This window comes from Actinophytocola sp. (assembly GCF_035942955.1).
Lineage (GTDB): Bacteria > Actinomycetota > Actinomycetes > Mycobacteriales > Pseudonocardiaceae > DASYTH01.
The window spans coordinates 11,713-33,094 of the sequence record NZ_DASZCQ010000062.1 but is presented as its reverse complement, the minus strand read 5'-3'; the positions used below and the strand labels follow the sequence as shown (position 1 = coordinate 33,094).

The window sequence follows — 21,382 nt, the reverse complement described above, 5'->3', positions numbered from 1 at the left end:
GGGCGCCCGCGGGCAGCGCGACGGTCGGTCCGGCCGGGCCGGGCCGGGCCGGGGGTCGAGCGGCCACGGTCGGCTGCTGCGGTGGTGGCGGGACGCGCCGGGGCCCGTGGCCGGTGCCGCGTCCGTTGGACCGGGGACGCTGCGGGGGCGGGTCGTCATCGTCGTCCCACAGTGGGCTCCAGAAGCCGGTGCGCTCCTGCGGCTCGTCCTGCCGCGGCCACCGGGGGTCGGACTCGTCGCCAGTAGGCCAGGCCGGCTCGCTGGTGCGATGCCGCTGGTTGCGGTGGTCGTTCACGGATAGGCCTCCCAGACCGGCGCCGCCCCGTCGGACGGCGTCGTTCGGTGGTCATACCAGCGCAGCTGCCTTCGGTACGCGCCGCGGAGGTGGGCATGATCGTGCAACCAGCTCACTCCGCGGCTGTCCTCCTACGCGGCTTTCGGTTGTCCAGTCCACGCGTCCCCAGGACGTATGACTGCACCAGGTGGTTCCAACTGCAGGTGCGGCACACCTCGACAACGTAGACCGTGAACTCCTCGAACAGCGCCGCCATCCGGGCCAGTTCGTCCGGCGTGCGGGCCGAGCCGGCGGCGTGCTTGAGCTCGTCGCCGTACACCCAGGACACCCGGGTCAGCGGCTCCTTGCGACAGACCGGGCAGGTCACGTCGGTCGGCTGGCCGTGGAACTTGGCGGCCCGCAGCAGGTACGGGCTCGCGTCGCACACCTCCATGGTGCCGACCCGGCCCGAGTAGACGTCCGCGAGCAGCGCCCTGCGCTGCAACGCGTAGTCGACCACCTGCCGCGGCGTATGCACGAGGGACAGCCTACGCGGCGGCTCTACCACGTCCATGCGCCGTTCGGCAGACGGACACGCGGACCGGAGTGGTGATCGACACATGGGGAGCATCAGATGTATCGGAGCGATATAGTGGACCGGTAGGTTGAGTTTCACTCCGGTGAGGCGGTGCGGTGCTGGAGTTCGCCATCCTCGGGCTGCTGCACGAGGCTCCGATGCACGGCTACGAGCTGCGCAAGCGGCTCTACGACATGCTGGGCACGCTCCGCGCGTTCTCCTACGGCTCGCTGTACCCCACCTTGCGCCGGCTCCTGCGGGCCGGCCTGATCGCCGAGGAGGTGCCGGAGGCGGATCCGTCCGCCAGAACCTGGGGCAGGCGGGCGAAGCGGGTCTACAAGCTGACCGCCGAGGGCAAGGAGCGGTTCGCCACGCTGCTGGCCGACACCGGGCCGCAGACATGGGACGACGAGGGGTTCGGCGTCCACATGGCGTTCTTCTCCAGGACACCCGCCGAGATCAGGATGCGGATCCTTGAAGGCCGCCGGCGCCGGGTCGAGGAACGCAGGGAAGGGCTGCGTGCCTCGCTGGCGCGGGCGGGTGAGCAGATCGACCGCTACACCCGCGAGCTGCACCGGCTGGGGCTGGAGAGCAGTGAACGAGAGGTGCGTTGGCTCAACGAGCTGATCGCCGAGGAACAGCGCGAGCAGCGCGGCGGGACCAACTAAAGCGAAGGAGTGGGCGGCATGGGCCAGAGCGTTCGGGTAGCCGTGGTGGGGGTTGGGAACTGCGCGGCATCGCTCGTGCAGGGCGTGCACTACTACCGCGACGCCGACGCCGCGGCCCGCGTCCCCGGTCTGATGCACGTGCGGTTCGGCGACTACCACGTCGGCGACATCCAGTTCGTCGCCGCGTTCGACGTGGACGCCAAGAAGGTCGGCCGCGACCTGTCCGAGGCCATCGTGGCCAGCAAGAACAACACGATCAAGATCTGCGACGTGCCGCCGCTGGGCGTGATCGTGCAGCGCGGGCACACCCTCGACGGGCTCGGCGAGTACTACCGGGAGATCATCGACGAGTCCGACGAGGAGCCGGTGGACGTCGTCGCCGCGCTGCGTGAGTCCGGGGCCGACGTCCTGGTGTCCTACCTGCCGGTCGGCTCGGAGGAGGCGGACCGGTTCTACGCCCAGTGCGCCATCGACGCCGGGGTGGCCTTCGTCAACGCGCTGCCGGTGTTCATCGCGTCGGATCCGGCGTGGGCGGCCAAGTTCACCGAGGCCGGCGTGCCGATCGTCGGCGACGACATCAAGTCGCAGGTCGGCGCCACCATCACGCACCGGGTGCTGGCCAAGCTGTTCGAGGACCGGGGAGTCGAGCTGCTGCGCACCTACCAGCTCAACTTCGGCGGCAACATGGACTTCATGAACATGCTGGAGCGCAAGCGGCTCCAGTCCAAGAAGATCTCCAAGACCCAGTCGGTCACCTCGCAGATCCCGCACGAGATGGAGCGCGCATCCGTCCACATCGGACCGTCGGACCACGTGCCGTGGCTCGACGACCGCAAGTGGGCCTACGTGCGGCTGGAGGGCAGGACGTTCGGCGACGTGCCGCTGAACCTGGAGTACAAGCTCGAGGTCTGGGACTCGCCCAACTCCGCCGGTGTGATCATCGACGCGGTGCGCGCCGCGAAGATCGCCATGGACCGCGGCATCGGCGGCCCGATCCTGTCCGCGTCCTCGTACTTCATGAAGTCGCCGCCGGTGCAGTACTCCGACGCCGAGGCGCACGACGCGGTGGAGAAGTTCATCCGCGGCGAGCTCGACCGCTAGACCAGATCAGCCAGCGTTCGCCTACCATTCACCTGGAAGTCTTGTCCGGATGGCCTGTCTCTCTTACGGTCAGCGCCGTTCCCGAGACTCCAGGAGCTCATCGTGTCCCCAGACCGGCAGCTACCGCTGATCCCCACCCATCCGCTCGGCCGCTCGCCGATGACGTGCCTGTACCGCTGCGGCAACGCCTGCGCCCACGAGGCGCCCAACACGTCGGATAACCCCTACTTCGGCGACATCGTCAGCGGGATCATCAGCCGGCGCGGCGTGCTGCGGGCCGGCGCGGTGCTGGCGGTGGCCGGCGCCGGTGCCGCGACGCTGAGCGGCAGCGCGGCCGCCGACCCGGCGACCGGTGAGCACCACCGCGGGCCGCGCGGGGTGAACTTCCCGCCGGTGCAACCGAACCGCGAGGACCGGGTGGTGATCCCGGACGGCTACCGGCAGAACGTGGTGATCCGCTGGGGCGACCCGGTGCTGCCCGGCGCGAAGCCGTTCGTCTTCGGCGTGGCCGACCCGGCGGCGCAGGCCGCGCAGTTCGGCTACAACAACGACTTCTGTGAGCTAGCCCCGCTGTCGGGCAACCGGTGGCTGATGGTGAGCAACCACGAGTTCACCACCGAGCCGATGATGTTCGCCGGCTACGACCAGGACAATCCGACCGAGGACCAGGTCCGTGCCGGCTGGGCGGCGCACGGCATGTCGGTCGTGGTGATCGAGCAGGACCGGTCCGGCGTGCTGCGGGCCGTGGTGGACCGGCGCTACAACCGCCGGATCACCGCGCTGAGCCCGTTCACCGTGCGCGGCCCGGCCGCCGGCTCGGACCTGCTGAAGACGTCGGCCGACCCGGCCGGGCGGACCATCCTTGGCACGCTCAACAACTGCGCCGGCAGCCTGACCCCGTGGGGCACCATGCTGTCCGGCGAGGAGAACATCAACCAGTACTTCGCCAACGCCGGTCAGGTCGCCGACCCGGCGACCAGGGCGCGGCTGGCCAGGTACGGCTTCCCCACCGGGGCGAGCGAGCGCAAGTGGGAGCGGTACGACCGCCGCTGGGACCTGGCCCAGGAGCCCAACGAGGCCAACCGGTTCGGCTGGATCGTCGAGATCGACCCGTACGCGCCGGACGAGCCGCCGGTCAAGCACACCGCGCTCGGGCGGTTCAAGCACGAGGGCGCGGCGGTGCACGTGGCCAGGGACGGCCGGGTGGTCGCGTACATGGGCGACGACGAGCGGTTCGACTACATGTACAAGTTCGTCTCCGACGAGCGGATCCGGCCGGGCACGAGCCGGCGGGCGCGGGAGCACAACAAGCGGCTGCTGGACTCCGGCACGCTCTACGTCGCGAGGTTCACCGGGGACAGCCCGGCCGGCGAGATCGACGGCAGCGGACGGCTGCCGTCCGACGGCGAGTTCGACGGCACCGGGCAGTGGATCCCGTTGGCCCACAACGACGAGTCGTTCGTGCCCGGGTTCACCGCGGCCGAGGTGTACGTGTTCGCCCGGCTGGCTGCCGACGCGGTCGGGGCGACCAAGATGGACCGCCCGGAGGACGTGCAGCCCAACCCGCGGACCGGCCGGGTGTACGCCGCGCTGACCAACAACACCAACCGGGGCGCCGGCACCAACCCGCCGGTCGACGAGGCCAACCCGCGCAACGTCAACCGGCACGGGCACGTGCTGGAGCTGGAGGAGACCCGCGGCGACAACACCGCCACCACGTTCGCCTGGCGGCTGCTGCTGGTCTGCGGCGACCCGGCCGCCGCAGACACCTACTTCGGCGGCTTCGACAAGACGAAGGTCAGCCCGATCTCCTGCCCGGACAACGTGGCCTTCGACCGGTACGGAAACCTGTGGATCTCCACCGACGGCAACGCGCTCGGCTCCCACGACGGGCTGTTCGCGGTGCCGCTGGAGGGCGCCGAACGCGGTCACGTCAAGCAGTTCCTCACGGTGCCGGTGGCCGCGGAGACCTGTGGCCCGGTGATCAGGGACCGGTTCGTGCTGGTGTCGGTGCAGCACCCGGGCGAGGGCGGCACGATCGCGGCGCCGATCTCACACTGGCCCGACGGCGGTGCCAACCAGCCCCGCCCGGCCGTGGTCGCGGTCTACAAGCCGGGCCGGTTCGGCCCTGGGCTGATCGGCGAGTAGGGGTCAGGTCTGGAGCAGGCTGAACGTTCCGCGGTGGTCACCCTGACGGCCGCGCTGTCAGTCAGCCCCTGAGCAGGCGGCGGGTGACCGCGGCGGCCGCCGCCTGCACCTTGGCCCGGTCCACCCTGGTCGGCTCGCCGTCGGCGACGACCTGTTCGCCGGCCACCCACACGTCGCGCACGGTCCGGGAGCCGGCCGCCCAGACCAGGTTGGCCAGCAGCTGCTCGTCGGGCACGTCCAGCCCGGCGGCGAACGCCGGATCGTCGGCGTCGACCTGCACGACGTCCGCCCAGCGCCCGGCCTCGAGCGCGCCGATGTCGTTGCGGCCCAGGGCTTCGGCCCCGCCGCGGGTGGCCATCAGCAGCACGTCGACCGCGCCGAGCGCCGCGGAGTCCATTGTGGACAAGCGGGCCAGGAGCGCGGCCAGCCGCATGTCCTCCCACAGGTCGAGGTCGTCGTTGCTGGCCGGACCGTCGGTGCCGAGACCGACCGGGACACCGGCGGCGCGCAGGTCGGTCAGCCGGGCGATCCCCGACGCCAGCTTGGCGTTGGAGCCGGGGCAGTGCGCGACGCTCACCCCGGCCCGGGCAAAGACCTGAATGTCCTCATCGGACAGATGGACGGCGTGCGCGGCCAGCACCCGCCCGCCGAGCAGGCCGAGCGACTCGAGCATCGCGGGCACCGAGCCGTACCGCTCCCGCTGGACGGCGTCCTCGGCCGCCGACTCGGCCACGTGGATGTGTACCAGCGCGCCCCGCTCCCTGGCCACCTCGCCGACCATGGTCAGCGCCTCGGGCGGCAGCGTGTACGCCGAGTGCGGCCCGTAGCCCACCTCGATCCGCTCGTCCGGGCCGTGCCGCAGCCCGTCGGCGTCGATCCAGTCGTTGATCTCCTCGAGCATCGCCCGCCAGTCCCAGTTCGGCGCGTCGATGATCCCCATGGTGGCCACCAGCCGGCCCCCGGCGGCGAGCACGGCGTTGGCCAGCTGCTCGCCGTGGAAGTACATCTCGGTGCTGGTGGTGACCCCGGCGCGGAGCATCTCCACCGAGCCGAGCAGCATCCCGGCCTCGATGTCCGGCGGGGTCAGCCGCGTCTCGGCCGGCCAGATCACCTCGTGCAGCCAGCGCAGCAGCGGCAGGTCCCCGCCCATCCCGCGGAGCACGGTCATGGGGCTGTGCGCGTGCGCGTTCACCAGGCCGGGCAGCAGGATCCCGGTGCAGTCGACGAGCCGGTCCGGGCTCTCCGGGGCCCGCTCCGCCGGGCCGCAGTAGCCGATCCGCCCGGCCGCGTCCACGTCGAGCACCGCGTCGCGCAGCACCGAGCAAGCGGGGTCGGCGGGCAGGATGACCGGGGCGCGCAAGCGAAATGGCGACCGCATGCGGCCGATCCTGCCAGGGGGTCCGGCCCCCGCTGTAGCTCTGGTCGCTCCCGCGAGGCCCTTCCCATCACCCGCGGCCCCGCGTCGCTCCTAGGAGTGGAACCGCGGCCGACCGGCGGTGTACGCGGCCGGCACGTAGTCCTCGGCGGAGTGCTCGACGCGCACCCCCGCGGCGTCGAACGAGTGCAGCACGGCCCGGTTCAGCTCCAGCACGGCGCGGTCGTACCAGAGCGTCCGCCGCGACGAGGTGTCCAGCCCGAGCCGCTCGGCGATCTGCCGGGCAAGGCCGTAGCCGGACTCGTCGGCGAGCACGTCCTCGCCGATGGCCCGGCAGATGTACACGCCGTTGAACGGCGCGGCCGGGTAGTCGATCCCGCCGATCGACAGCCGGCGGTTGCTGATCGCCGGCACGGCGTGCCAGCGCAGCCCCAGCCCGCCGAACCAGCGCAGGTCGGGATGCTCGAGCGGCACCTCGAGCACGGCGTCGGGCGGCAGCGGGGCCACCGTGACGCCGTCCTGCGTGTCGATCACCAGCGGCAGCAGGTCGAACGCGCTGCGCCCGGTTGGCGGGCGCCAGCCAAGCCGGCACGCGGTGACGGTGAACTCGACGTACCGCCGGTCCCCGAGCACGCCCTCCGGTTCGCGGTACCCGGCGTAGCGCACGAGCTGGTCGTTGCGGATCCGCGGGCCCGGCCGCCAGGGCGTGTCCGGCGCGAACACGCTGACCATCGGGCTGAGCTGGCCGGAGGCGGTGGCCATGCGCAGGTGCTGCGCGCACTCGGCGGCGATCGCGGCGCCGTCCCGGATCTCCCGCAGGTCCCGCACGAGCAGCCCGCGCCACGGCACGTCGGCCGGGCACCAGCCGCTGTCCCGCAACGCCATCCGGGCGCCGAACGCCAGCTCGGCCGGGGTGTGCCGGTAGGTGCCGGTGGCGGCGATCTCGGCGCGCACCCGGACCAGCCGGGCGTCGACCCGCCCGGCCTTGGGGCGGGCCCGGTGGAACATCCGGATGAACCGCTCGGCCTCCGCATAGACCACCGGGACCGGTGAAACCTGTCTAGGGATGGACGGGAGAACGTCGTCGCGCAGTGCGGTCACGTCCCCTGATATCGGTACCGGTTGGGGCGACCTCAACTACCTGGTCGTGTGGCGTGTCGCTGATGAAGCGCACCGTGAGTAGTTACGTTCGGCGCTCGAACACGAGGTCTCGGCTGATTCGGCCGGCATCCCGGGCCCGGCCCTCGAACTTGGTCACTCTGCGCCACTCCGGCCGCGGCGCCCACCCGCCGTAGACGTTGCCCAGCCGCGGCTCGGCCTCGCACACGTCGCGCATCTGCACGGCGTAGTGCTCCCAGTCGGTGGCCAGCCGCAGCAACCCGCCGGGTGCGAGCCGGGTGGCGACCAGGCCCACGAAGTCCGGCTGGATCAGGCGGCGCTTGTGGTGCTTCTTCTTCGGCCACGGGTCCGGGAAGAAGATCCGCACCTCGGCCAGCGAGCCGGGCGCGATGTGCTCGTCGAGCAGCACCACCGCGTCGCCGCGGACGAGCCGCAGGTTGGTCAGCCCCGACGCCTCGGCTCGCATCATCAGCTGGGCCAGCCCCGGCCGGTACACCTCGACGGCCAGGTAGTTCACCTCCGGCTCGGCCGCGGCCAGCTGGGCGGTGGTCTCCCCCATGCCCGAGCCGATCTCCAGCACCACCGGGGCCGACCGGCCGAACCACCCGGCCAGATCCAGCGGCCCGGCCGGCAGCTCGGTGAGCTCACGGCCGAGCCTGGCCCAATGGCGCTCCCACGCCCGCGCCTGGCCCGCGGTCATCCGCCGGCCGCGGTGCACGAAGCTCACCACGGAACGCTGGGCCTGCTGCTCGGTCGGGCTCACGGGTGCGAACTCTAGGGCCGCAGCGACTCCACGCGGGCCAGGTTGGCCCGGAGGTCGGCGAGGCCGTGCACCGGGATCGAGCGTGGCTCGGCGTCCGCGGCGTGCACCGGGACCACGTCCAGCCAGCCCGGATGCCGGTGGGTCAGCACCAGCGCGGTCGGCACGCCCGGCACGGACAGGGCGCGTTCGGACGGCATGTACTCCCAGAAGCCGCAGTCGCCGTCGGCCCAGGGCACGAAGATCCAGCCCGGCCGGGTGGCCAGCAGCTTGGCGACCCGGTCCTCCACGGCGAAGCCCTCGCTGCGGGAGCGGATCGTGCCGTTGGCCATCGCCTTGAGCCACCAGGGCGCCGGCAGTTCCGGGTCGTACTCGCGCACGGTCAGGTAGAGCGTGAGGACCTGCTGCTCGGGGGCCCGGTGCACCCAGGCGCCGCGGGCCTCCGCCGGACGCGAGGCCCGTTCGTTGCCCCACTGCTCGATGGCCTGCGACCATTCCAGCCCGATGGTGGGCTCGACACGCAGCTCCAGTTCCTCAGTGCTCGACGTGTGCAGGTCACCCGAGGGGACGATGTCTGGGGGCGGGCTGGTGTCAACCACCGGCAAAGGTCAACCTCCAAGATGTGTTCGCACGGTCACTATCGATATGACAGGGTCCGGGCGCTCATGTCTGCTTGCTGTGGCCAACCTCACAGCAACTTAACATGGTCTTTACCCCCTTGTCTGCTGTACAAAACCCGGCTCAAGCGAACATGCCGAGCCCGGGCCACCCCCCGAATGGCGGCCCGGGCTCGGCTTTCCCCCGGTTCTCCTGTGGTACGGCTAGGCGTCCCGCTTGTTGGCCACGACCATCGCGGTGATCAGGAAGGCCAGCGCGATGCCGGCGAAGTAGGCCAGCGCCCACCACGGGCTCAGCAGCGACTCCGACGGCGGCGGCCCCTCACCGATCGGACGGTTGGTCACATCCGGGTCGCCGGTCAGGAACCGGTTGGCCACGTAGAACGGCATCCACCTCTGGATGTCGTCGCCGACCTTCGGGATCAGCGAGATCAGGCTCTCCACCAGCATGTTCCAGATCAGCAGCAGCGAGATGGCGCCGGCGGAGTGCCGGACCAGCGAGCCGACCGCCACCGCGATCACCGCCGCGATCGCGTAGACCAGCCCGACCCCGGCCACGGCGCGCCACTCGAACGCCGTGTTGATCGCCAGGTCCGCGCTCGGCTTGATCGCCTTGGAGATGAGCACCGAGCCGAACGCGGTGACCAGGCCGACCACCCCGGCGAACAGCGCCACCACGCCGGTCTTGGCGGCCAGCACCGCGCTGCGGTTCGGGACCGCCTGGAAGGTGGCCCGGATCGTGCTGAACCGGTACTCGGTGGTGATCGCCAGCGCGGCCATCACCATGACCACGACGAGGCCGAAGTTGTAGCCGAACTGCGTGCTGGCGATGGTCACCGGGTTCTCGTTGTCCACGCCGGCGATCAGCGCGGCGAACCCGATCGTGACCGCGAGGGCCATCAGTGTGCACCACAGCGGCGAGCGCGTGGTGAACAGCTTGATTCGTTCAACGGCGAGCAGAGTCATCGATTCACTTCCCGGTGGTGACGAGGTCGGGCCGGTGGCCGTCGGACGAGGGGGTGGAGCCGTCGGTGAGTCCGGCGTGGTACTCCACGGAGTCGCCGGTGAGCTGGATGAAGGCCTCCTCGAGCGAGCCGCGCTGCGGGCTCAGCTCGTGCAGCACCGCGCCGTTGGCGGCGGCCAGCTCGCCGATCTCCGCACTGTCCATTCCGGACACGATGAGGCCGGCGCCCTCGTCGCGGACGCTGACGCCCGCGCGGCCGAGGGCCGTGCGCAGCGCGGCCAGCTGCGGGCTGCGCACCAGGACCGTGTTCTCGGTGGCCTTGGCGACGAACTCCTCGGTGCTGCTCTGCGCGATCAGCTTGCCCTTGCCGATCACCACGAGCTCCTGGGCGGTGAGCGCCATCTCGGAGAGCAGGTGGCTGGACACGAAGACCGTGCGGCCCTCGTCGGCCAGGCGGTGCATGAACCGGCGGATCCACAGGATGCCCTCCGGGTCGAGGCCGTTGACCGGCTCGTCGAACAGCAGCACCTGCGGGTCGCCGAGCAGCGCGGCCGCGATACCGAGCCTTTGGGACATGCCCAGCGAGAATCCCCCGGCCCGGCGGCCGGCCACCCCGGTCAGCCCGACCAGCTCGAGCACCTCGTCCACCCGCCGGGCGGGCAGGTCGTTGGACCGGGCCAGCCAGCGCAGGTGCGCCCGTGCCGACCGGTTCGGATGCACCCACTTGGCGTCCAGCAGCGCTCCCACCGTGCGCAGCGGGTGGTGCAGGTCCTGGTAGCGCTTGCCGTCGATGCGCACGCTCCCGGCGTTCGGCGCGTCGAGGCCGAGGATCATCCGCATCGTGGTCGACTTGCCGGCGCCGTTCGGACCGAGGAACCCGGTCACGCGTCCGGCCTGGACGGTGAACGACAGATCGTCGACGGCCACCGTCCGTCCATAACGCTTGGTGAGGCCGACTGCCTCGATCATGGTCTCTCCCTGTCTGTGTGGTGACGTCGAACATGCTGTCCGTACGGCGGGACCGCGCACGTCCCCCTAGAGTCGAGACTTCGGATCAGCTTCCAGACGTAGGGTCCATCAGCCGCAGGGTGGGCAGGATCCGTGACGACCCTGAGCCCGACCCTGATTTGTCGTCTCCCTGTGGTAGGGGTGGGACATGACGAAACCACTGCAGGGGAAGGTTGCCGTGGTCACCGGGGCGACCCGCGGATGTGGCCGGGGCATCGCCGTCGAGCTCGGCGCGGCCGGCGCCACCGTGTACGTCACCGGTCGTACGACGCGCCAGCAGCGATCGCCGATCAACCGCCCGGAGACCATCGAGGAGACCGCCGAGCTGGTGACCGCGGCCGGTGGTCAGGGGATCGCGGTGCGCTGCGACTTCACCTTGGTGTCCGATGTGGACAATCTGCGGGACCGGGTCGAGTCCGAACAGGACGGCCGGCTGGACATCCTGGTCGACGACGTCTGGGGCGGCGAGCACCTCGTGCGGTTCGGCGTGCCGTTCTGGGAGACCAACCTGGACGATCAGATCGGCTTGCTGCGCAACGGGATCGAGACCCATCTGATCGCGCTGCACCGGCTGCTGCCGCTGGTGGTCGCCCGGCCGGGCGGCCTGGTGCTGGAGGTCACCGACGGCGACGACGAGCACTACTTCGGCACCGGTATCCCTTACTACGTCGTGAAGTCGAGCATGCGGGCGATCGGCCGGGTGTTGGGCGCGGACCTGGCGAAGTACGGCTGCACCGGGCTGACGATCACGCCCGGGTTCCTGCGCTCCGAGCAGATGCTCGCCACCTTCGGCGTCACCGAGGAGAACTGGCGCGACGCCATCGCCAAGGTGCCGGACTACGTCATGTCGGAGACCCCGCGCTACCTCGGCCGGGGCGTCGCGGCGCTGGCCGCCGATCCCGAGGTGTCCCGGTTCGCCGGCAAGGCCATGGCGTCCTGGACGCTCATGCGGGAGTACGGCTTCACCGACCTCGACGGCACCCGGCCCGACTGGGGCCGCTGGTTCGAGGAGGTGCACGGGGCCGGCCTCGACCCCACCACCGTCGACGCCTCGAAATACCGTTAGTCAGGCATCGCCGGGACGGACCAGGCCGGTCTCGTAGGCCAGCACCACGGCCTGCACGCGGTCCCGAAGGTCCAGTTTGGACAGCACGCGGCCGACGTGGGTCTTCACCGTGGCCTCGGACAGGAACAGCTTGCGGGCGATCTCGGTGTTGGACAGGCCCTGGGCGATCAACACCAGCACCTCGCGCTCCCGGTCGGTGAGCACGTCGAGCACCGCGGCGTCGCGCAGCTGCCCGCCCGCCGAGCCGAGGAACCGGTCCAGCAGGCGCCGGGTCACGCTCGGCGAGACCACGGCGTCGCCGCTGGCCACCGAGCGCAGCGCGGAGACCAGATGGTCCGGCGGGGTGTCCTTGAGCAGGAACCCGCTTGCCCCGCTGCGCAGCGCGGACAGCGCGTACTCGTCCAGGTCGAAGGTGGTCATCACGAGCACCTTCGACGCGCCCCGCTCGGTGATCAGCTTGGTGGCCTCGACGCCGTCCAGCACGGGCATCCGCACGTCCATCAGCACCACGTCCGGGCGCAGCCGCTCGACCAGCTCGACGGCGTCCTTGCCGTTGCCCGCCTCGCCGACGACCTCCATGTCCTCCTGCGCGCCGAGCACCATCCGGAACCCGACCCGCATCAGCTCCTGATCGTCGACCAGCACCACCCTGATCACGTACGTCAACGTAGCGCCTTCAGCCGCTGCCAACCGGTAGAACGGCCCGTACCCGCCAGCCGCCGCCGGGATGCGGCCCGGCCTGCAGCGTTCCGCCGAACACGTGGGCCCGCTCCCGCATGCCGATCAGGCCGTTCCCGCCGGACACCCCGACCAGCGCGCGGCTGCCGGTCACGCCGTCGTCGAGCACGGTGAGCTCCACCTTGTCGGCCCGCCGCTCCACCCGGACCACCGCCGACGCCCCGGGCCCGGCGTGCTTGAGGCAGTTGGTCAGCGCCTCCTGCACGATCCGGTAGATGCCGAGGCCGACCCCGGCTGGCAGGTCGTCGATGGCACCGACGACCTCGAGCCGCACCGGCAGCCCGACCGCCCGGAACCGCTCGGCCAGCTCGGCGAGCGACCGGGTGCCCGGCTGCGGGGTGCGCTCCTCGTCGGCCCGCTCGCTGCGCAGCACGCCGAGCAGCCGGCGCAGCTCGGTGAGCGCCTCGCGCCCGGTGGCCGAGATCGTCTTGATCGCCCGCTCGGTGAGCTCGGGCTGGGAGCGGACGGCGTAGGCGGCGCCGTCGGCCTGCACCACGATCACGCTCACCGCGTGCGCGACGACGTCGTGCAGCTCGCGCGCGATCCGGGCCCGCTCGGCCGCCACCGCGATGGTGGCCTGCTGGTCCCGCTCGGTCTCCAGCAGGTGCAGGCGCGCCTCGACCTCGGCCTGGTAGGCGCGCCGGGCCCCGACGAACTCGCCGAGCACCCAGCAGAACGCCGTCACCCCGACCCCGGTGACCACCCCCGCCACCATCGCCGCGGTGCCGTCGAGCTGCATCGGCAGCTGAACCGCCGACACCACGACGTTGGCCACGACGTACAGCAGGGCGTGCCGCCGGTTGACGTACGCGACCAGCGTGTAGAGGGCGATGCCGAAGCCGACCAGGCCCGCGAAGCCGATCTCGAACCACGAGTGCGGGATGCTGACCGCCAGCACGACGTAGGCCACGACGATCGGGTAGCGCCGGCGGAAGGCCAGCGGCACCACGGCCCCGATCATCAGCGGGGCGGTGACGTACCAGGCCGGTGGGGCGAACGCCGGATCACCGGCCTGCCGCCCGACGAACAGCAGCAGGTCGATGATCCCGAGCAACGCGGCGACCAGGCTGTCCCCGACCATGGGGTGCGCCTTCATCCACAGGCTCAGTCGCCGCACGGGCCAAGCGTATGCGCGCCTCGGATCGATCTACGTCGCTCTAGAGGTTGACCGCCGGGTACGACCAGATGGTGATGGTGGTGGTGATCAGGGCTTGCGCTCCTCGATCGGCGGGCTCACCGCCGGGTGCTGGTCGTGGTACTCGTCGCCGATCGGGCTGACCGTTGGCGGCCGCTGCCGGCCGTTGCCGTGCTGCTCCACCAGCTCGTCGGTGATCTTCTCCTCACGCAGCCGGTCCCGGATGCGGGACAGGATCCCCATCGTGACGGCGTGCGCCAGACCCAGCACCAGAAGCACCACGCCGAGCTTCACCACCACGTCCTGCACCTGGCTGCCGGTGTTCACGTCGATGGTCGAGATGAGCGCCAGGAGACCCAGCACCACCAGATGGAACAGCACGGTGACCAGCTGCGCCATCGACCTCGAGGCCCGGGGATCGCGGTACGCCTCGCCCAGCATCGCCCGCCCGCTCCGATAGACAATCACGCCATCGATCGCCACGAGCGCTACGCCGAGTACGAGGAACGTCAGGTAGCCGTTGGTATCCATGCCACTCCCGTCCCTTTCTGAACCGCCGACGGCGGAATACCCGCCACGCAGCGTGAAAAACCCCGGCCCATCCGCACACCCCTACCGACATGGCACGATCTGGGGTCTGCGGCAAGGATGAAGAACGCGGTTCGAGGGGAGCTCAAGCGTGACCACGGCGACCGAGCAGCAGCACGTAGCCGGGCCGCTGTCCGCCGCGGTGGCCCACCTGTGCCATCGCCTGCAGCCCCAGGTCTCCGCGCGCACCGCCGCCGGGTTCCGCGAGGTGCTGCGCAGGCTCTCCGCGCCGCTGCAGGTCGCCGTCGCCGGCCGGATCAAGTCGGGCAAGTCGACGCTGGTCAACGCGCTGATCGGGCGCCGGGTGGCGCCGACGGACGTGGGCGAGTGCACCCGCCTGGTCACCCGCTTCCAGTACGGCACCGTCGACCGGGTCGAGGTGGTGTTCACCGACGGCCGCAAGCAGGTGCTGCCGTTCGACGCCGGCGGTGTGATCCCCAACGACCTCGACGTCGACTTCGACCAGGTGTCGCACCTGGAGGCCTACCTCACCAACGCGGTGCTGCGCGACCTGACCGTGATCGACACCCCCGGCCTCGGCTCGCTCGACGCCGCGTCGGTGCGCCGGACCGAGCAGCTGCTCGGCGCGGCCCGGCACCGCAAGGACGGCGACGAGGCCGAGCCCGACGCCGACGAGCTGGACCCCACCTCGCGCAACGCCGTTGCCGGCGCCGAGGCCGTGCTCTACGTGGTCACCCAGGGGGTGCGGGCCGACGACCAGCAGGCGCTGGCCGCCTTCACCGCGGCGACGGCCAGCCGTGAGGCCGGTCCGGTCAACGCGATCGCCGTGCTGAACAAGGCGGACACGATCGTCCCGGAGTCGGTGGCCGGCTCGGACGGCGACGTGTGGAAGGCCGCGACGCTGCTCGCCGAGAAGCAGGCGCAGACGCTCAAGCCGCGGGTGGCCGACGTGATCCCGGTGATCGGGCTGCTCGCCGAGTCGGCCGAGTCCGGCGGCTTCACCTCGGCCGACGCCGACGCGCTCCGTCAACTGTCCCAATTGGACGATGCGACGTGGGAGACGATGATGTTCTCCGCGGACATCTTCACCTCGTGGGAATGCGACGTGCCGTCCGGCACCCGGGTGCGGCTGCTGGAAAAGCTCGACCTGTACGGCATCCGGACCGCGGTGGACGCGCTGCGCGCCGACCCCAACCTGACCGCGGGGGCGTTGCGCCGCAAGCTGCTCGACGCCTCCGGGCTGGCCAGCGTGCGGAGCCGGCTGGACGCGGTGTTCCGGGCGCGGGCCGACGGCATCAAGGCGGCGGCGGCGCTGGCCTCGGTGACCGCGCTCGCGCACGCGTCGGGCGACCCCGGCGAGCGGCAGCGGGTGCACGACGCGATCGAGGTGCTGCTGGCCAAGCCCGAGGCCCACCAGCTGCGCCTGCTGGAGGCGCTGACCCTGGTCACCTCCGGGGCGGTGGCCATGCCCGATGACCTCGCCGAGGAGGTGCTGCGGGTCGGCAGCCACGCCGACATCGGTGAGCAGTTGGGGATGAAGGGCCGGCCCCAGCGCGAGCTGGCCGCGTTCGCCTTGGAGCGCGCCGGCTGGTGGCGGTCGTTCGCCTCGTTCGGCGCCACCCCCGCGCAGAGCCGGGTCGCCCACGTGGTGCACCGCGCATACTTCCTGATCTGGCAGCAGTTGCGGGCCGACTAGCCATACCATGACCGGTGATGCCACGCGGAGGGGGTCCACGCGGCCTGGAGACTAACGGGGTGAGCGAGAAGTGCCTTCGTGGTTCAAGCGGACCAGGTCGGACGAGGACCAGGCCGAGTCGACCATCGAGGTCAAGGCGCAGGTCATCGCGGACGCGGTGCGGGCGGGCAACGACAGCCGGGGCAGCGTGATCGCCGCCGACGGTGTGATCGCCGGCGGGGACTTCGAGGCCGGGCTGACGGCCGACGAGGCCGACCTTGCCGACGGGGTCGACGACGACGTGGTCAGCCAGGCGCTCGCCGAGCGGAAGTCGTTGGTGCAGCTGTGCTTGTACGCGCTGGACCGGGCGCGCAGCTCGGGGGTGGCCGAGCGGATCGAGGAGGGCCTTGCCGCCGTGGGCGTCACCGCGCTGCGGCCGGACGGGCAGCGCTTCGACCCGGCGCAGCACGAGGCCGGCGGCACGGTGCCCACCGAGGACGAGGCCCTCGACGGGGTGGTCGCCGAGACGGAGGTGGTCGGCTTCAGCGACCGCGGCGACGTGCTGCGCGCCCCGATCGTCACCGTCTACAACCGCGTCCAGCCATGAGCGCGCCGGCCGCCACCACCCAGCCCTCGCTGCCCAAGCAGGTGCGGCAGGCGCGGGAGAGGCTGCTCGCCCTGATCAAGGAGGCGGAGCCGGAGACCGCTCGCTGGGTGGAGGAGATCCGGGCGCGGCGCAAGAAGAATCCGTCGGTCGTCGTGGTCGGCGAGACCAACCGGGGCAAGAGCTCTCTGGTCAACGCCCTGCTCGGGCGGCCCGGACTGTCTCCTGTGGACGCCGAGGTGGCGACCGCCACCTACCTGGTGTTCGGCCACGCGGACAGCTGGGAGGCCCGCGCCTGCTACCCGGGCCAGCTCGCGCCGGTGCCGATCGACCTCCCCGAGCTGATCAACTGGGTGTCCGCGGCGCACGAGCTGCCGGCCGGCGAGCTGCCGCCGCGCTACGTCGAGGTGGACGGCCCGGTCGAGCTGCTCGCCAAGCTGTCCATCGTGGACACGCCGGGGGTCGGCGGGCTCGACTCCGCGCACGGCGAGCTGGCCAAGGAGGCGGCCGCGTCGGCGACCGCGCTGCTGTTCGTCGTGGACGCCTCCGCGCCGTTCACCACCGGCGAGCTGAGCTTCCTGGCCGACGTCGGCGAGCGGGTCGAGACCGTGATCTTCGCGTTGTCCAAGGTGGACCAGTATCGCGGCTGGCGGCAGGTGCTCGAGGCGGACCAGGCCCTGCTCATCGAGCACGCCCCGCGCTTCGCCGGCGCCCGGTTCCACCCGGTCTCCGCCCGGATGTACGAGATGGCCGGCAAGGCGCCCAACCCGGACGCCGCGGCCATGCTGCGCGAGCGCTCGGGCGTCGACGAGCTGCGCGGGGCCCTTGAGGAGCTGCTGGTCGGCCGCTCGATCATGCTGTCGGAGGCCAACACCCTGCGCGCGCTGTCCACCGCGCTCGGCGAGCTGCGGGTCAAGCTCGAGGCCGAGCGGCGCGCGCTGTCCACCGGCGAGGCCGAGGCGGCGACACTGCGGGCACGCAAGGACGAGCTCACCGCGGACCGCCGGTCGTCGACCAAGGGCTGGCAGGTCAAGCTGCGCAGCGAGGTGCAGCGCACCCGGGTGGAGAACAACCACGAGGTCAGCCGGCAGATGCGCGACGTCCAGTCGTGGTTCCGCCAGGCCATCGACGTGGCCGACAAGGACCGGCTGCGGGAGCTGCCGGCGCAGGTGGACACCGCGCTGCAGATGGTGTCCGCGCGGATCAGCGCCAGCGTGGGCCACCGGCTCAACCAGGTCACCGAGACCGTGCTCGGCGAGCTGTTCCAGCACGACGAGCTTGAGGTGATCCGCGCTCAGTTCGCCCGGCACGGCTCGTCGCCGATCGTGCTGCGCCCCGCGGACAAGCGCCCGCCAACCGCCGAGGACAAGCTGCTGGTGTTCATGGGCGTCAGCGGCGGCTTCGGCGCCGGCAAGATGGCGCTGCTCCCGCTGGCCAGCGCGGTCGCCGCGCCGATCCTGCTGGTGCCGACGATCGTGATCGGGCTCGGCGCCGGGTGGTGGATCGCCAAGACCCGCAAGCACACCGCGGACAAGCAGCACATGAAGCAGTGGCTCACCGAGTCCATCGCCGACGCGCGGTCCACTTTGGACCAGCTGGTGGCCGAGCAGTTGATCGAGGCCGAGTCCCAGCTGTCGCTCGCGCTCGACGAGGCGCTCGGCAAGCGCATCGCGGGGATCGAGGAAGAGCTCCGCGAGGTGGACAAGGCATTACGACTTGACGCCAGCGAGCGCTCGAAGCGCCTGGCTGTGGTAAACAAGCGCCTTGCCGAGATCAACTCCGGGCGGGACCGGGCGGAGCAGCTTCTGGCCAGCATCCGAACCGTCCGGGACAGGGCCTGACCCGGACGGCTGGGCAGGTTGGCCCGGGAACCCGCCGGGCCTACGGTGAGTCAAAGCAGCCGAATCAACCCGACCTTGTGATTAAGGGGGCCACCCGTGTACGTGGACGAGACCGGTGACGACACCACCACCGACACCACGGCCGGCGACGACGAGTTGACCGTCGAGGTCGACGGCGAGACCTACGAGGTCGAGGAGACCCACGACTTCGACTCCGACGGGCACAACGACACCGCGGTGGTCGAGACCGAGGACGGCTACATCGCGTTCGCGGACACCAACCACGACGGCACCGCGGATGTCGCGGTGGAGTTCGACCAGGACGGCAACGTGGTGGCCGGCGCCGAGTACGACGAGAGCACCGGCGAGTGGGTCGAGGAGGACGTGAACAGCCTGCCGACGCCGAGCGGCGACGGCGCCGACGACGGCCCGTCGGACTCCGGCGACGACTCCCGCGACAGCGACAGCGGCTCCACCACCGAGACCGGCTCCGACGACTCGAGCAGCGACCGCGACTCCGACTCCGACGACGGCACCATCACGGTCGAGACCCCGCGCGGCGAGGTCGAGGCCGGCGAGGCCGAGTACGACATGGACGGTGACGGCAAGAACGACACCGCCGTCGTCACCGACTCCGACGGCACCACCTACGCGTTCACCGATGAGGACGGCGACGGCACCGCGGACACCGCGGTCGTGATCGAAGCCGACGGCGACGTGACCGTGGCCGAGAACACCGGGGGCGACAACTGGGAGGTCACCGAGCAGGGTCACATCAACGCGGACGGTACCTACGAGTCCGAGCCTTCGTCCGGCGCCGGCTCCGATGCCGTCTGGGCCGAGTCCCGGTAAGTACGCGACAAAACCGCGCAGACTACCCAGCGATCCCGGTACGCAAACGCGTGCCGGGATTGTCGCTGACAGGCCACTGGTACGGACGTGTGCTGAATCGATTCCCTGATCGGTCCTGTGAGAGAACTGACACGTCGTCTGTCGGTTAACCGGCGGCAACGCGGTTAACCTCAGTGCATCCACTTACGCGGCGAAGCCCGTCCAGGCACTTGGGCGGGTGCTTTTGCCATTCGGTTGTACGGACGCCGGAGTCCATCTGGGACGACGGCGTCCTACGACTTTGGCGTTCAGTCAGGAGACGAGGCAGATGACGGCAGTGGCAATTCCTGGCTTGGACCAGGCCCCGACGACCCACGAGCGGCTTCTGTCGTGGGTTCGTGAGGTGGCCGAGCTGACCGCGCCTGATCAGGTGGTCTGGTGCGACGGTTCGGACGCCGAATGGAATCGCCTGACCACGAAGCTGGTGCGCAACGGCACGCTTACCCGGTTGTCGAAGAAGCCCAACTCGTTCTGGTGCGCCTCGGATCCCGGCGACGTGGCCAGGGTCGAGGAGCGCACGTTCATCTGTTCCCGGGATCCCGCCGACGCCGGTCCCACGAACAACTGGATGCATCCCGACGAGATGAAGGCGATCATGACCGAGCTCTACCGGGGCTCGATGCGTGGTCGCACGATGTACGTGATCCCGTTCTGCATGGGCCCGCTGTCGGCCGAGAAACCCATGCTGGGCGTGGAGATCACCGACTCCGAGTACGTCGTGGTCTCCATGCGGATCATGACCAGGATGGGCCGCCGGGTGCTGCCGAAGTTCTTCGACGACAACGGCGACGAGCGTGACTTCGTGCCGTGCCTGCACTCGCTGGGCGCGCCGCTCGACCCGGGCCAGCGCGACGTGCCGTGGCCGTGCAACGAGATCAAGTACATCACCCATTTCCCGGAGGAGCGGGTGATCTGGAGCTACGGCTCCGGCTACGGCGGCAACGCCCTGCTCGGCAAGAAGTGCTACTCGCTGCGGATCGCGTCGGTGATCGGCCGGGACGAGGGCTGGCTGGCCGAGCACATGCTGATCCTCAAGCTGATCTCCCCGGAGAACAAGGTCTACTACATCGCCGCGGCGTTCCCGAGCTCCTGCGGCAAGACCAACCTGGCCATGCTCGAGCCGACCATCCCGGGCTGGAAGGTGCAGACGCTCGGCGACGACATCGCCTGGATGCGGTTCGGCGACGACGGCCGGCTGTACGCGGTGAACCCGGAGGCCGGTTTCTTCGGCGTGGCGCCGGGGACCGACTTTCACACCAACCCGAACGCGATGCGCACGATCGCCAAGGGCAACTCGCTGTTCACCAACGTCGCGCTCACCGACGACGGCGACATCTGGTGGGAGGGCATGGGGGACCCGCCGGCACACCTGACCTCGTGGAAGAAGCGGGACTGGACGCCGGACTCCGACGAGCCCTCGGCGCACCCGAACTCCCGGTATTGCACGCCGATGGCGCAGTGCCCGATCCTGGCGCCGGAGTGGGACGACCCGAAGGGCGTGCCGATCTCGGCGATCTTCTTCGGTGGCCGCAGGGCCACCACGATCCCACTGGTGACCGAGTCCCGCGACTGGCAGCACGGCACGTTCATGGGCGCCACGCTGTCCAGCGAGACGACCGCCGCGGCCAAGGGCAAGGTCGGCGTCGTCCGGCGCGACCCCATGGCCATGCTGCCGTTCATCGGCTACCACGCCGGCGACTACTTCCAGCACTGGATCGACACCGGCAAGCGGGCCGACGCCGACAAGCTGCCCAAGATCTTCTACGTGAACTGGTTCCGCCGCGGCGAGGACCGGCGCTTCCTGTGGCCGGGCTTCGGGGAGAACTCCCGCGTGCTGAAGTGGGCGATCGAGCGGATCGAGGGCAAGGCCGCCGCGACCGAGACCCCGATCGGCTACGTGCCGGCCGTCGACGATCTCGACCTGTCCGGGCTCGACGCCCCGCGCTCCGACGTCGAAGCCGCGCTCAAGGTCGACATCGACGAGTGGCGCGCCGAGATCCCGCTGATCGAGGAGTGGTTCGACAAGATCGGGCCCAAGCTGCCGACGCTGCTGCGCGCCGAGCTCGACGCGCTCAAGCAGCGGCTGGCCTGACCGTGTGAGATAAGAAGAAGACGGGTATCCACAGGCTGTGGATCAATCTGTGCACAGCCTGTGGAGCCGCTCGACACACAATCGAGACCGGCTCGAAATCCGGTTGTCCACAGGCCCGCGCAACGCGCATCCTCCTTGATACGTCCATGCAGTGACGTCGATCACCGATCGGACGAGGGG

General features: G+C 70.7%; 19 protein-coding genes and 1 pseudogene. 9 read left to right on the top strand and 11 right to left on the bottom strand.

Translation table 11 applies throughout. The annotated features are described in order from the left end of the window. Together VGX25_RS06635 and VGX25_RS06630 are read right to left on the bottom strand one after the other, a co-directional pair. Nucleotides 1-295: pseudogene (locus tag VGX25_RS06635) on the bottom strand (hypothetical protein); the annotation flags it as partial. Between the two features lie 112 nt (nucleotides 296-407). Beyond that, nucleotides 408-848 (bottom strand): DUF5318 domain-containing protein, encoded by a 441-nt coding sequence (locus VGX25_RS06630; RefSeq protein ID WP_414635723.1) that lies wholly within the window; start codon nucleotides 846-848, stop codon nucleotides 408-410. Between the two features lie 119 nt (nucleotides 849-967). On the opposite strand from VGX25_RS06630, the gene VGX25_RS06625 reads away from it, so the two are divergent. From VGX25_RS06625 to VGX25_RS06615, 3 genes are all read left to right on the top strand, one after another. Beyond that, complete coding sequence (locus VGX25_RS06625; RefSeq protein WP_326916717.1) at nucleotides 968-1,519, top strand: PadR family transcriptional regulator; 552 nt, start codon at nucleotides 968-970, stop codon at nucleotides 1,517-1,519. Between the two features lie 18 nt (nucleotides 1,520-1,537). Further along, complete coding sequence (locus VGX25_RS06620) at nucleotides 1,538-2,620, top strand: inositol-3-phosphate synthase (protein ID WP_326916716.1); 1,083 nt, start codon at nucleotides 1,538-1,540, stop codon at nucleotides 2,618-2,620. 159 nt (nucleotides 2,621-2,779) lie between these two features. Beyond that, entirely contained in the window at nucleotides 2,780-4,768 is a 1,989-nt protein-coding gene (locus tag VGX25_RS06615; RefSeq protein WP_326916720.1) for a PhoX family phosphatase, read from the top strand. Nucleotides 4,769-4,829: 61 nt separating this feature from the next. Here the strand turns inward: VGX25_RS06615 and VGX25_RS06610 are convergent, their stop codons facing one another. The 6 genes from VGX25_RS06610 to VGX25_RS06585 form a co-directional block, all read right to left on the bottom strand. Next, nucleotides 4,830-6,146 (bottom strand): amidohydrolase, encoded by a 1,317-nt coding sequence (locus VGX25_RS06610; protein WP_326916715.1) that lies wholly within the window; start codon nucleotides 6,144-6,146, stop codon nucleotides 4,830-4,832. A 90-nt stretch (nucleotides 6,147-6,236) separates the two neighbouring features. Then, nucleotides 6,237-7,184 carry a nitric oxide synthase oxygenase gene (locus VGX25_RS06605; protein ID WP_326916714.1) on the bottom strand — a complete coding sequence of 316 codons (948 nt, stop codon included), beginning with the start codon at nucleotides 7,182-7,184 and terminating at the stop codon, nucleotides 6,237-6,239. 142 nt (nucleotides 7,185-7,326) lie between these two features. Next, complete coding sequence (gene trmB, locus VGX25_RS06600; RefSeq protein ID WP_414635724.1) at nucleotides 7,327-7,962, bottom strand: tRNA (guanosine(46)-N7)-methyltransferase TrmB; 636 nt, start codon at nucleotides 7,960-7,962, stop codon at nucleotides 7,327-7,329. Between the two features lie 74 nt (nucleotides 7,963-8,036). Then, nucleotides 8,037-8,621 (bottom strand): hypothetical protein, encoded by a 585-nt coding sequence (locus VGX25_RS06595; RefSeq protein ID WP_326916712.1) that lies wholly within the window; start codon nucleotides 8,619-8,621, stop codon nucleotides 8,037-8,039. Nucleotides 8,622-8,843: 222 nt separating this feature from the next. Then, complete coding sequence (locus VGX25_RS06590) at nucleotides 8,844-9,605, bottom strand: ABC transporter permease (protein ID WP_326916711.1); 762 nt, start codon at nucleotides 9,603-9,605, stop codon at nucleotides 8,844-8,846. A gap of 4 nt (nucleotides 9,606-9,609) precedes the next feature. After that, nucleotides 9,610-10,572: an ABC transporter ATP-binding protein gene (locus tag VGX25_RS06585; protein ID WP_326916710.1), complete on the bottom strand. Its 963-nt coding sequence runs from the start codon at nucleotides 10,570-10,572 to the stop codon at nucleotides 9,610-9,612. A 187-nt stretch (nucleotides 10,573-10,759) separates the two neighbouring features. Between VGX25_RS06585 and VGX25_RS06580 the strand changes: the two genes are divergently transcribed. After that, nucleotides 10,760-11,677, top strand: coding sequence for an SDR family oxidoreductase (locus VGX25_RS06580; RefSeq protein WP_326916709.1), 918 nt, complete (start codon nucleotides 10,760-10,762; stop codon nucleotides 11,675-11,677). Here the strand turns inward: VGX25_RS06580 and VGX25_RS06575 are convergent, their stop codons facing one another. From VGX25_RS06575 to VGX25_RS06565, 3 genes are all read right to left on the bottom strand, one after another. After that, on the bottom strand, nucleotides 11,678-12,334 hold the full coding sequence (locus VGX25_RS06575; RefSeq protein WP_326916708.1) for a response regulator transcription factor: 657 nt from the start codon (nucleotides 12,332-12,334) through the stop codon (nucleotides 11,678-11,680). It abuts the gene before it with no gap. Nucleotides 12,335-12,353: 19 nt separating this feature from the next. Further along, complete coding sequence (locus VGX25_RS06570; RefSeq protein WP_422652974.1) at nucleotides 12,354-13,511, bottom strand: sensor histidine kinase; 1,158 nt, start codon at nucleotides 13,509-13,511, stop codon at nucleotides 12,354-12,356. A 108-nt stretch (nucleotides 13,512-13,619) separates the two neighbouring features. Continuing rightward, entirely contained in the window at nucleotides 13,620-14,081 is a 462-nt protein-coding gene (locus VGX25_RS06565; RefSeq protein ID WP_326916707.1) for a hypothetical protein, read from the bottom strand. Between the two features lie 148 nt (nucleotides 14,082-14,229). Between VGX25_RS06565 and VGX25_RS06560 the strand changes: the two genes are divergently transcribed. The 5 genes from VGX25_RS06560 (at nucleotide 14,230) to VGX25_RS06540 (ending at nucleotide 21,202) form a co-directional block, all read left to right on the top strand. Continuing rightward, nucleotides 14,230-15,795, top strand: a complete 1,566-nt coding sequence (locus VGX25_RS06560) for a dynamin family protein (protein WP_326916706.1) — start codon at nucleotides 14,230-14,232, stop codon at nucleotides 15,793-15,795. A 70-nt stretch (nucleotides 15,796-15,865) separates the two neighbouring features. Next, on the top strand, nucleotides 15,866-16,381 hold the full coding sequence (gene grpE / locus VGX25_RS06555) for a nucleotide exchange factor GrpE (RefSeq protein ID WP_326916705.1): 516 nt from the start codon (nucleotides 15,866-15,868) through the stop codon (nucleotides 16,379-16,381). Continuing rightward, nucleotides 16,378-18,219 (top strand): dynamin family protein, encoded by a 1,842-nt coding sequence (locus VGX25_RS06550; protein ID WP_326916704.1) that lies wholly within the window; start codon nucleotides 16,378-16,380, stop codon nucleotides 18,217-18,219. The genes grpE and VGX25_RS06550 overlap by 4 nt, the downstream gene beginning before the upstream one ends. Nucleotides 18,220-18,315: 96 nt before the next feature. Continuing rightward, on the top strand, nucleotides 18,316-19,071 hold the full coding sequence (locus VGX25_RS06545) for a hypothetical protein (RefSeq protein ID WP_326916703.1): 756 nt from the start codon (nucleotides 18,316-18,318) through the stop codon (nucleotides 19,069-19,071). Between the two features lie 307 nt (nucleotides 19,072-19,378). Next, nucleotides 19,379-21,202: a phosphoenolpyruvate carboxykinase (GTP) gene (locus VGX25_RS06540; protein ID WP_326916702.1), complete on the top strand. Its 1,824-nt coding sequence runs from the start codon at nucleotides 19,379-19,381 to the stop codon at nucleotides 21,200-21,202. Nucleotides 21,203-21,382 lie beyond the last annotated feature (180 nt).

What these genes read in the sequence shown, in the direction of transcription:
- VGX25_RS06615 (WP_326916720.1), top strand. Translation starts at nt 2,780, where the DNA reads ATGACGTGCCTGTACCGCTGCGGCAACGCCTGCGCCCACGAGGCGCCC.
- VGX25_RS06585 (WP_326916710.1), bottom strand. Translation starts at nt 10,572, where the DNA reads ATGATCGAGGCAGTCGGCCTCACCAAGCGTTATGGACGGACGGTGGCC.
- VGX25_RS06630 (WP_414635723.1), bottom strand. Translation starts at nt 848, where the DNA reads ATGGACGTGGTAGAGCCGCCGCGTAGGCTGTCCCTCGTGCATACGCCG.
- trmB (WP_414635724.1), bottom strand. Translation starts at nt 7,962, where the DNA reads ATGACCGCGGGCCAGGCGCGGGCGTGGGAGCGCCATTGGGCCAGGCTC.
- VGX25_RS06570 (WP_422652974.1), bottom strand. Translation starts at nt 13,511, where the DNA reads ATGAAGGCGCACCCCATGGTCGGGGACAGCCTGGTCGCCGCGTTGCTC.
- VGX25_RS06620 (WP_326916716.1), top strand. Translation starts at nt 1,538, where the DNA reads ATGGGCCAGAGCGTTCGGGTAGCCGTGGTGGGGGTTGGGAACTGCGCG.
- VGX25_RS06590 (WP_326916711.1), bottom strand. Translation starts at nt 9,605, where the DNA reads ATGACTCTGCTCGCCGTTGAACGAATCAAGCTGTTCACCACGCGCTCG.
- VGX25_RS06565 (WP_326916707.1), bottom strand. Translation starts at nt 14,081, where the DNA reads ATGGATACCAACGGCTACCTGACGTTCCTCGTACTCGGCGTAGCGCTC.
- VGX25_RS06580 (WP_326916709.1), top strand. Translation starts at nt 10,760, where the DNA reads ATGACGAAACCACTGCAGGGGAAGGTTGCCGTGGTCACCGGGGCGACC.
- VGX25_RS06610 (WP_326916715.1), bottom strand. Translation starts at nt 6,146, where the DNA reads ATGCGGTCGCCATTTCGCTTGCGCGCCCCGGTCATCCTGCCCGCCGAC.
- VGX25_RS06540 (WP_326916702.1), top strand. Translation starts at nt 19,379, where the DNA reads ATGACGGCAGTGGCAATTCCTGGCTTGGACCAGGCCCCGACGACCCAC.
- VGX25_RS06550 (WP_326916704.1), top strand. Translation starts at nt 16,378, where the DNA reads ATGAGCGCGCCGGCCGCCACCACCCAGCCCTCGCTGCCCAAGCAGGTG.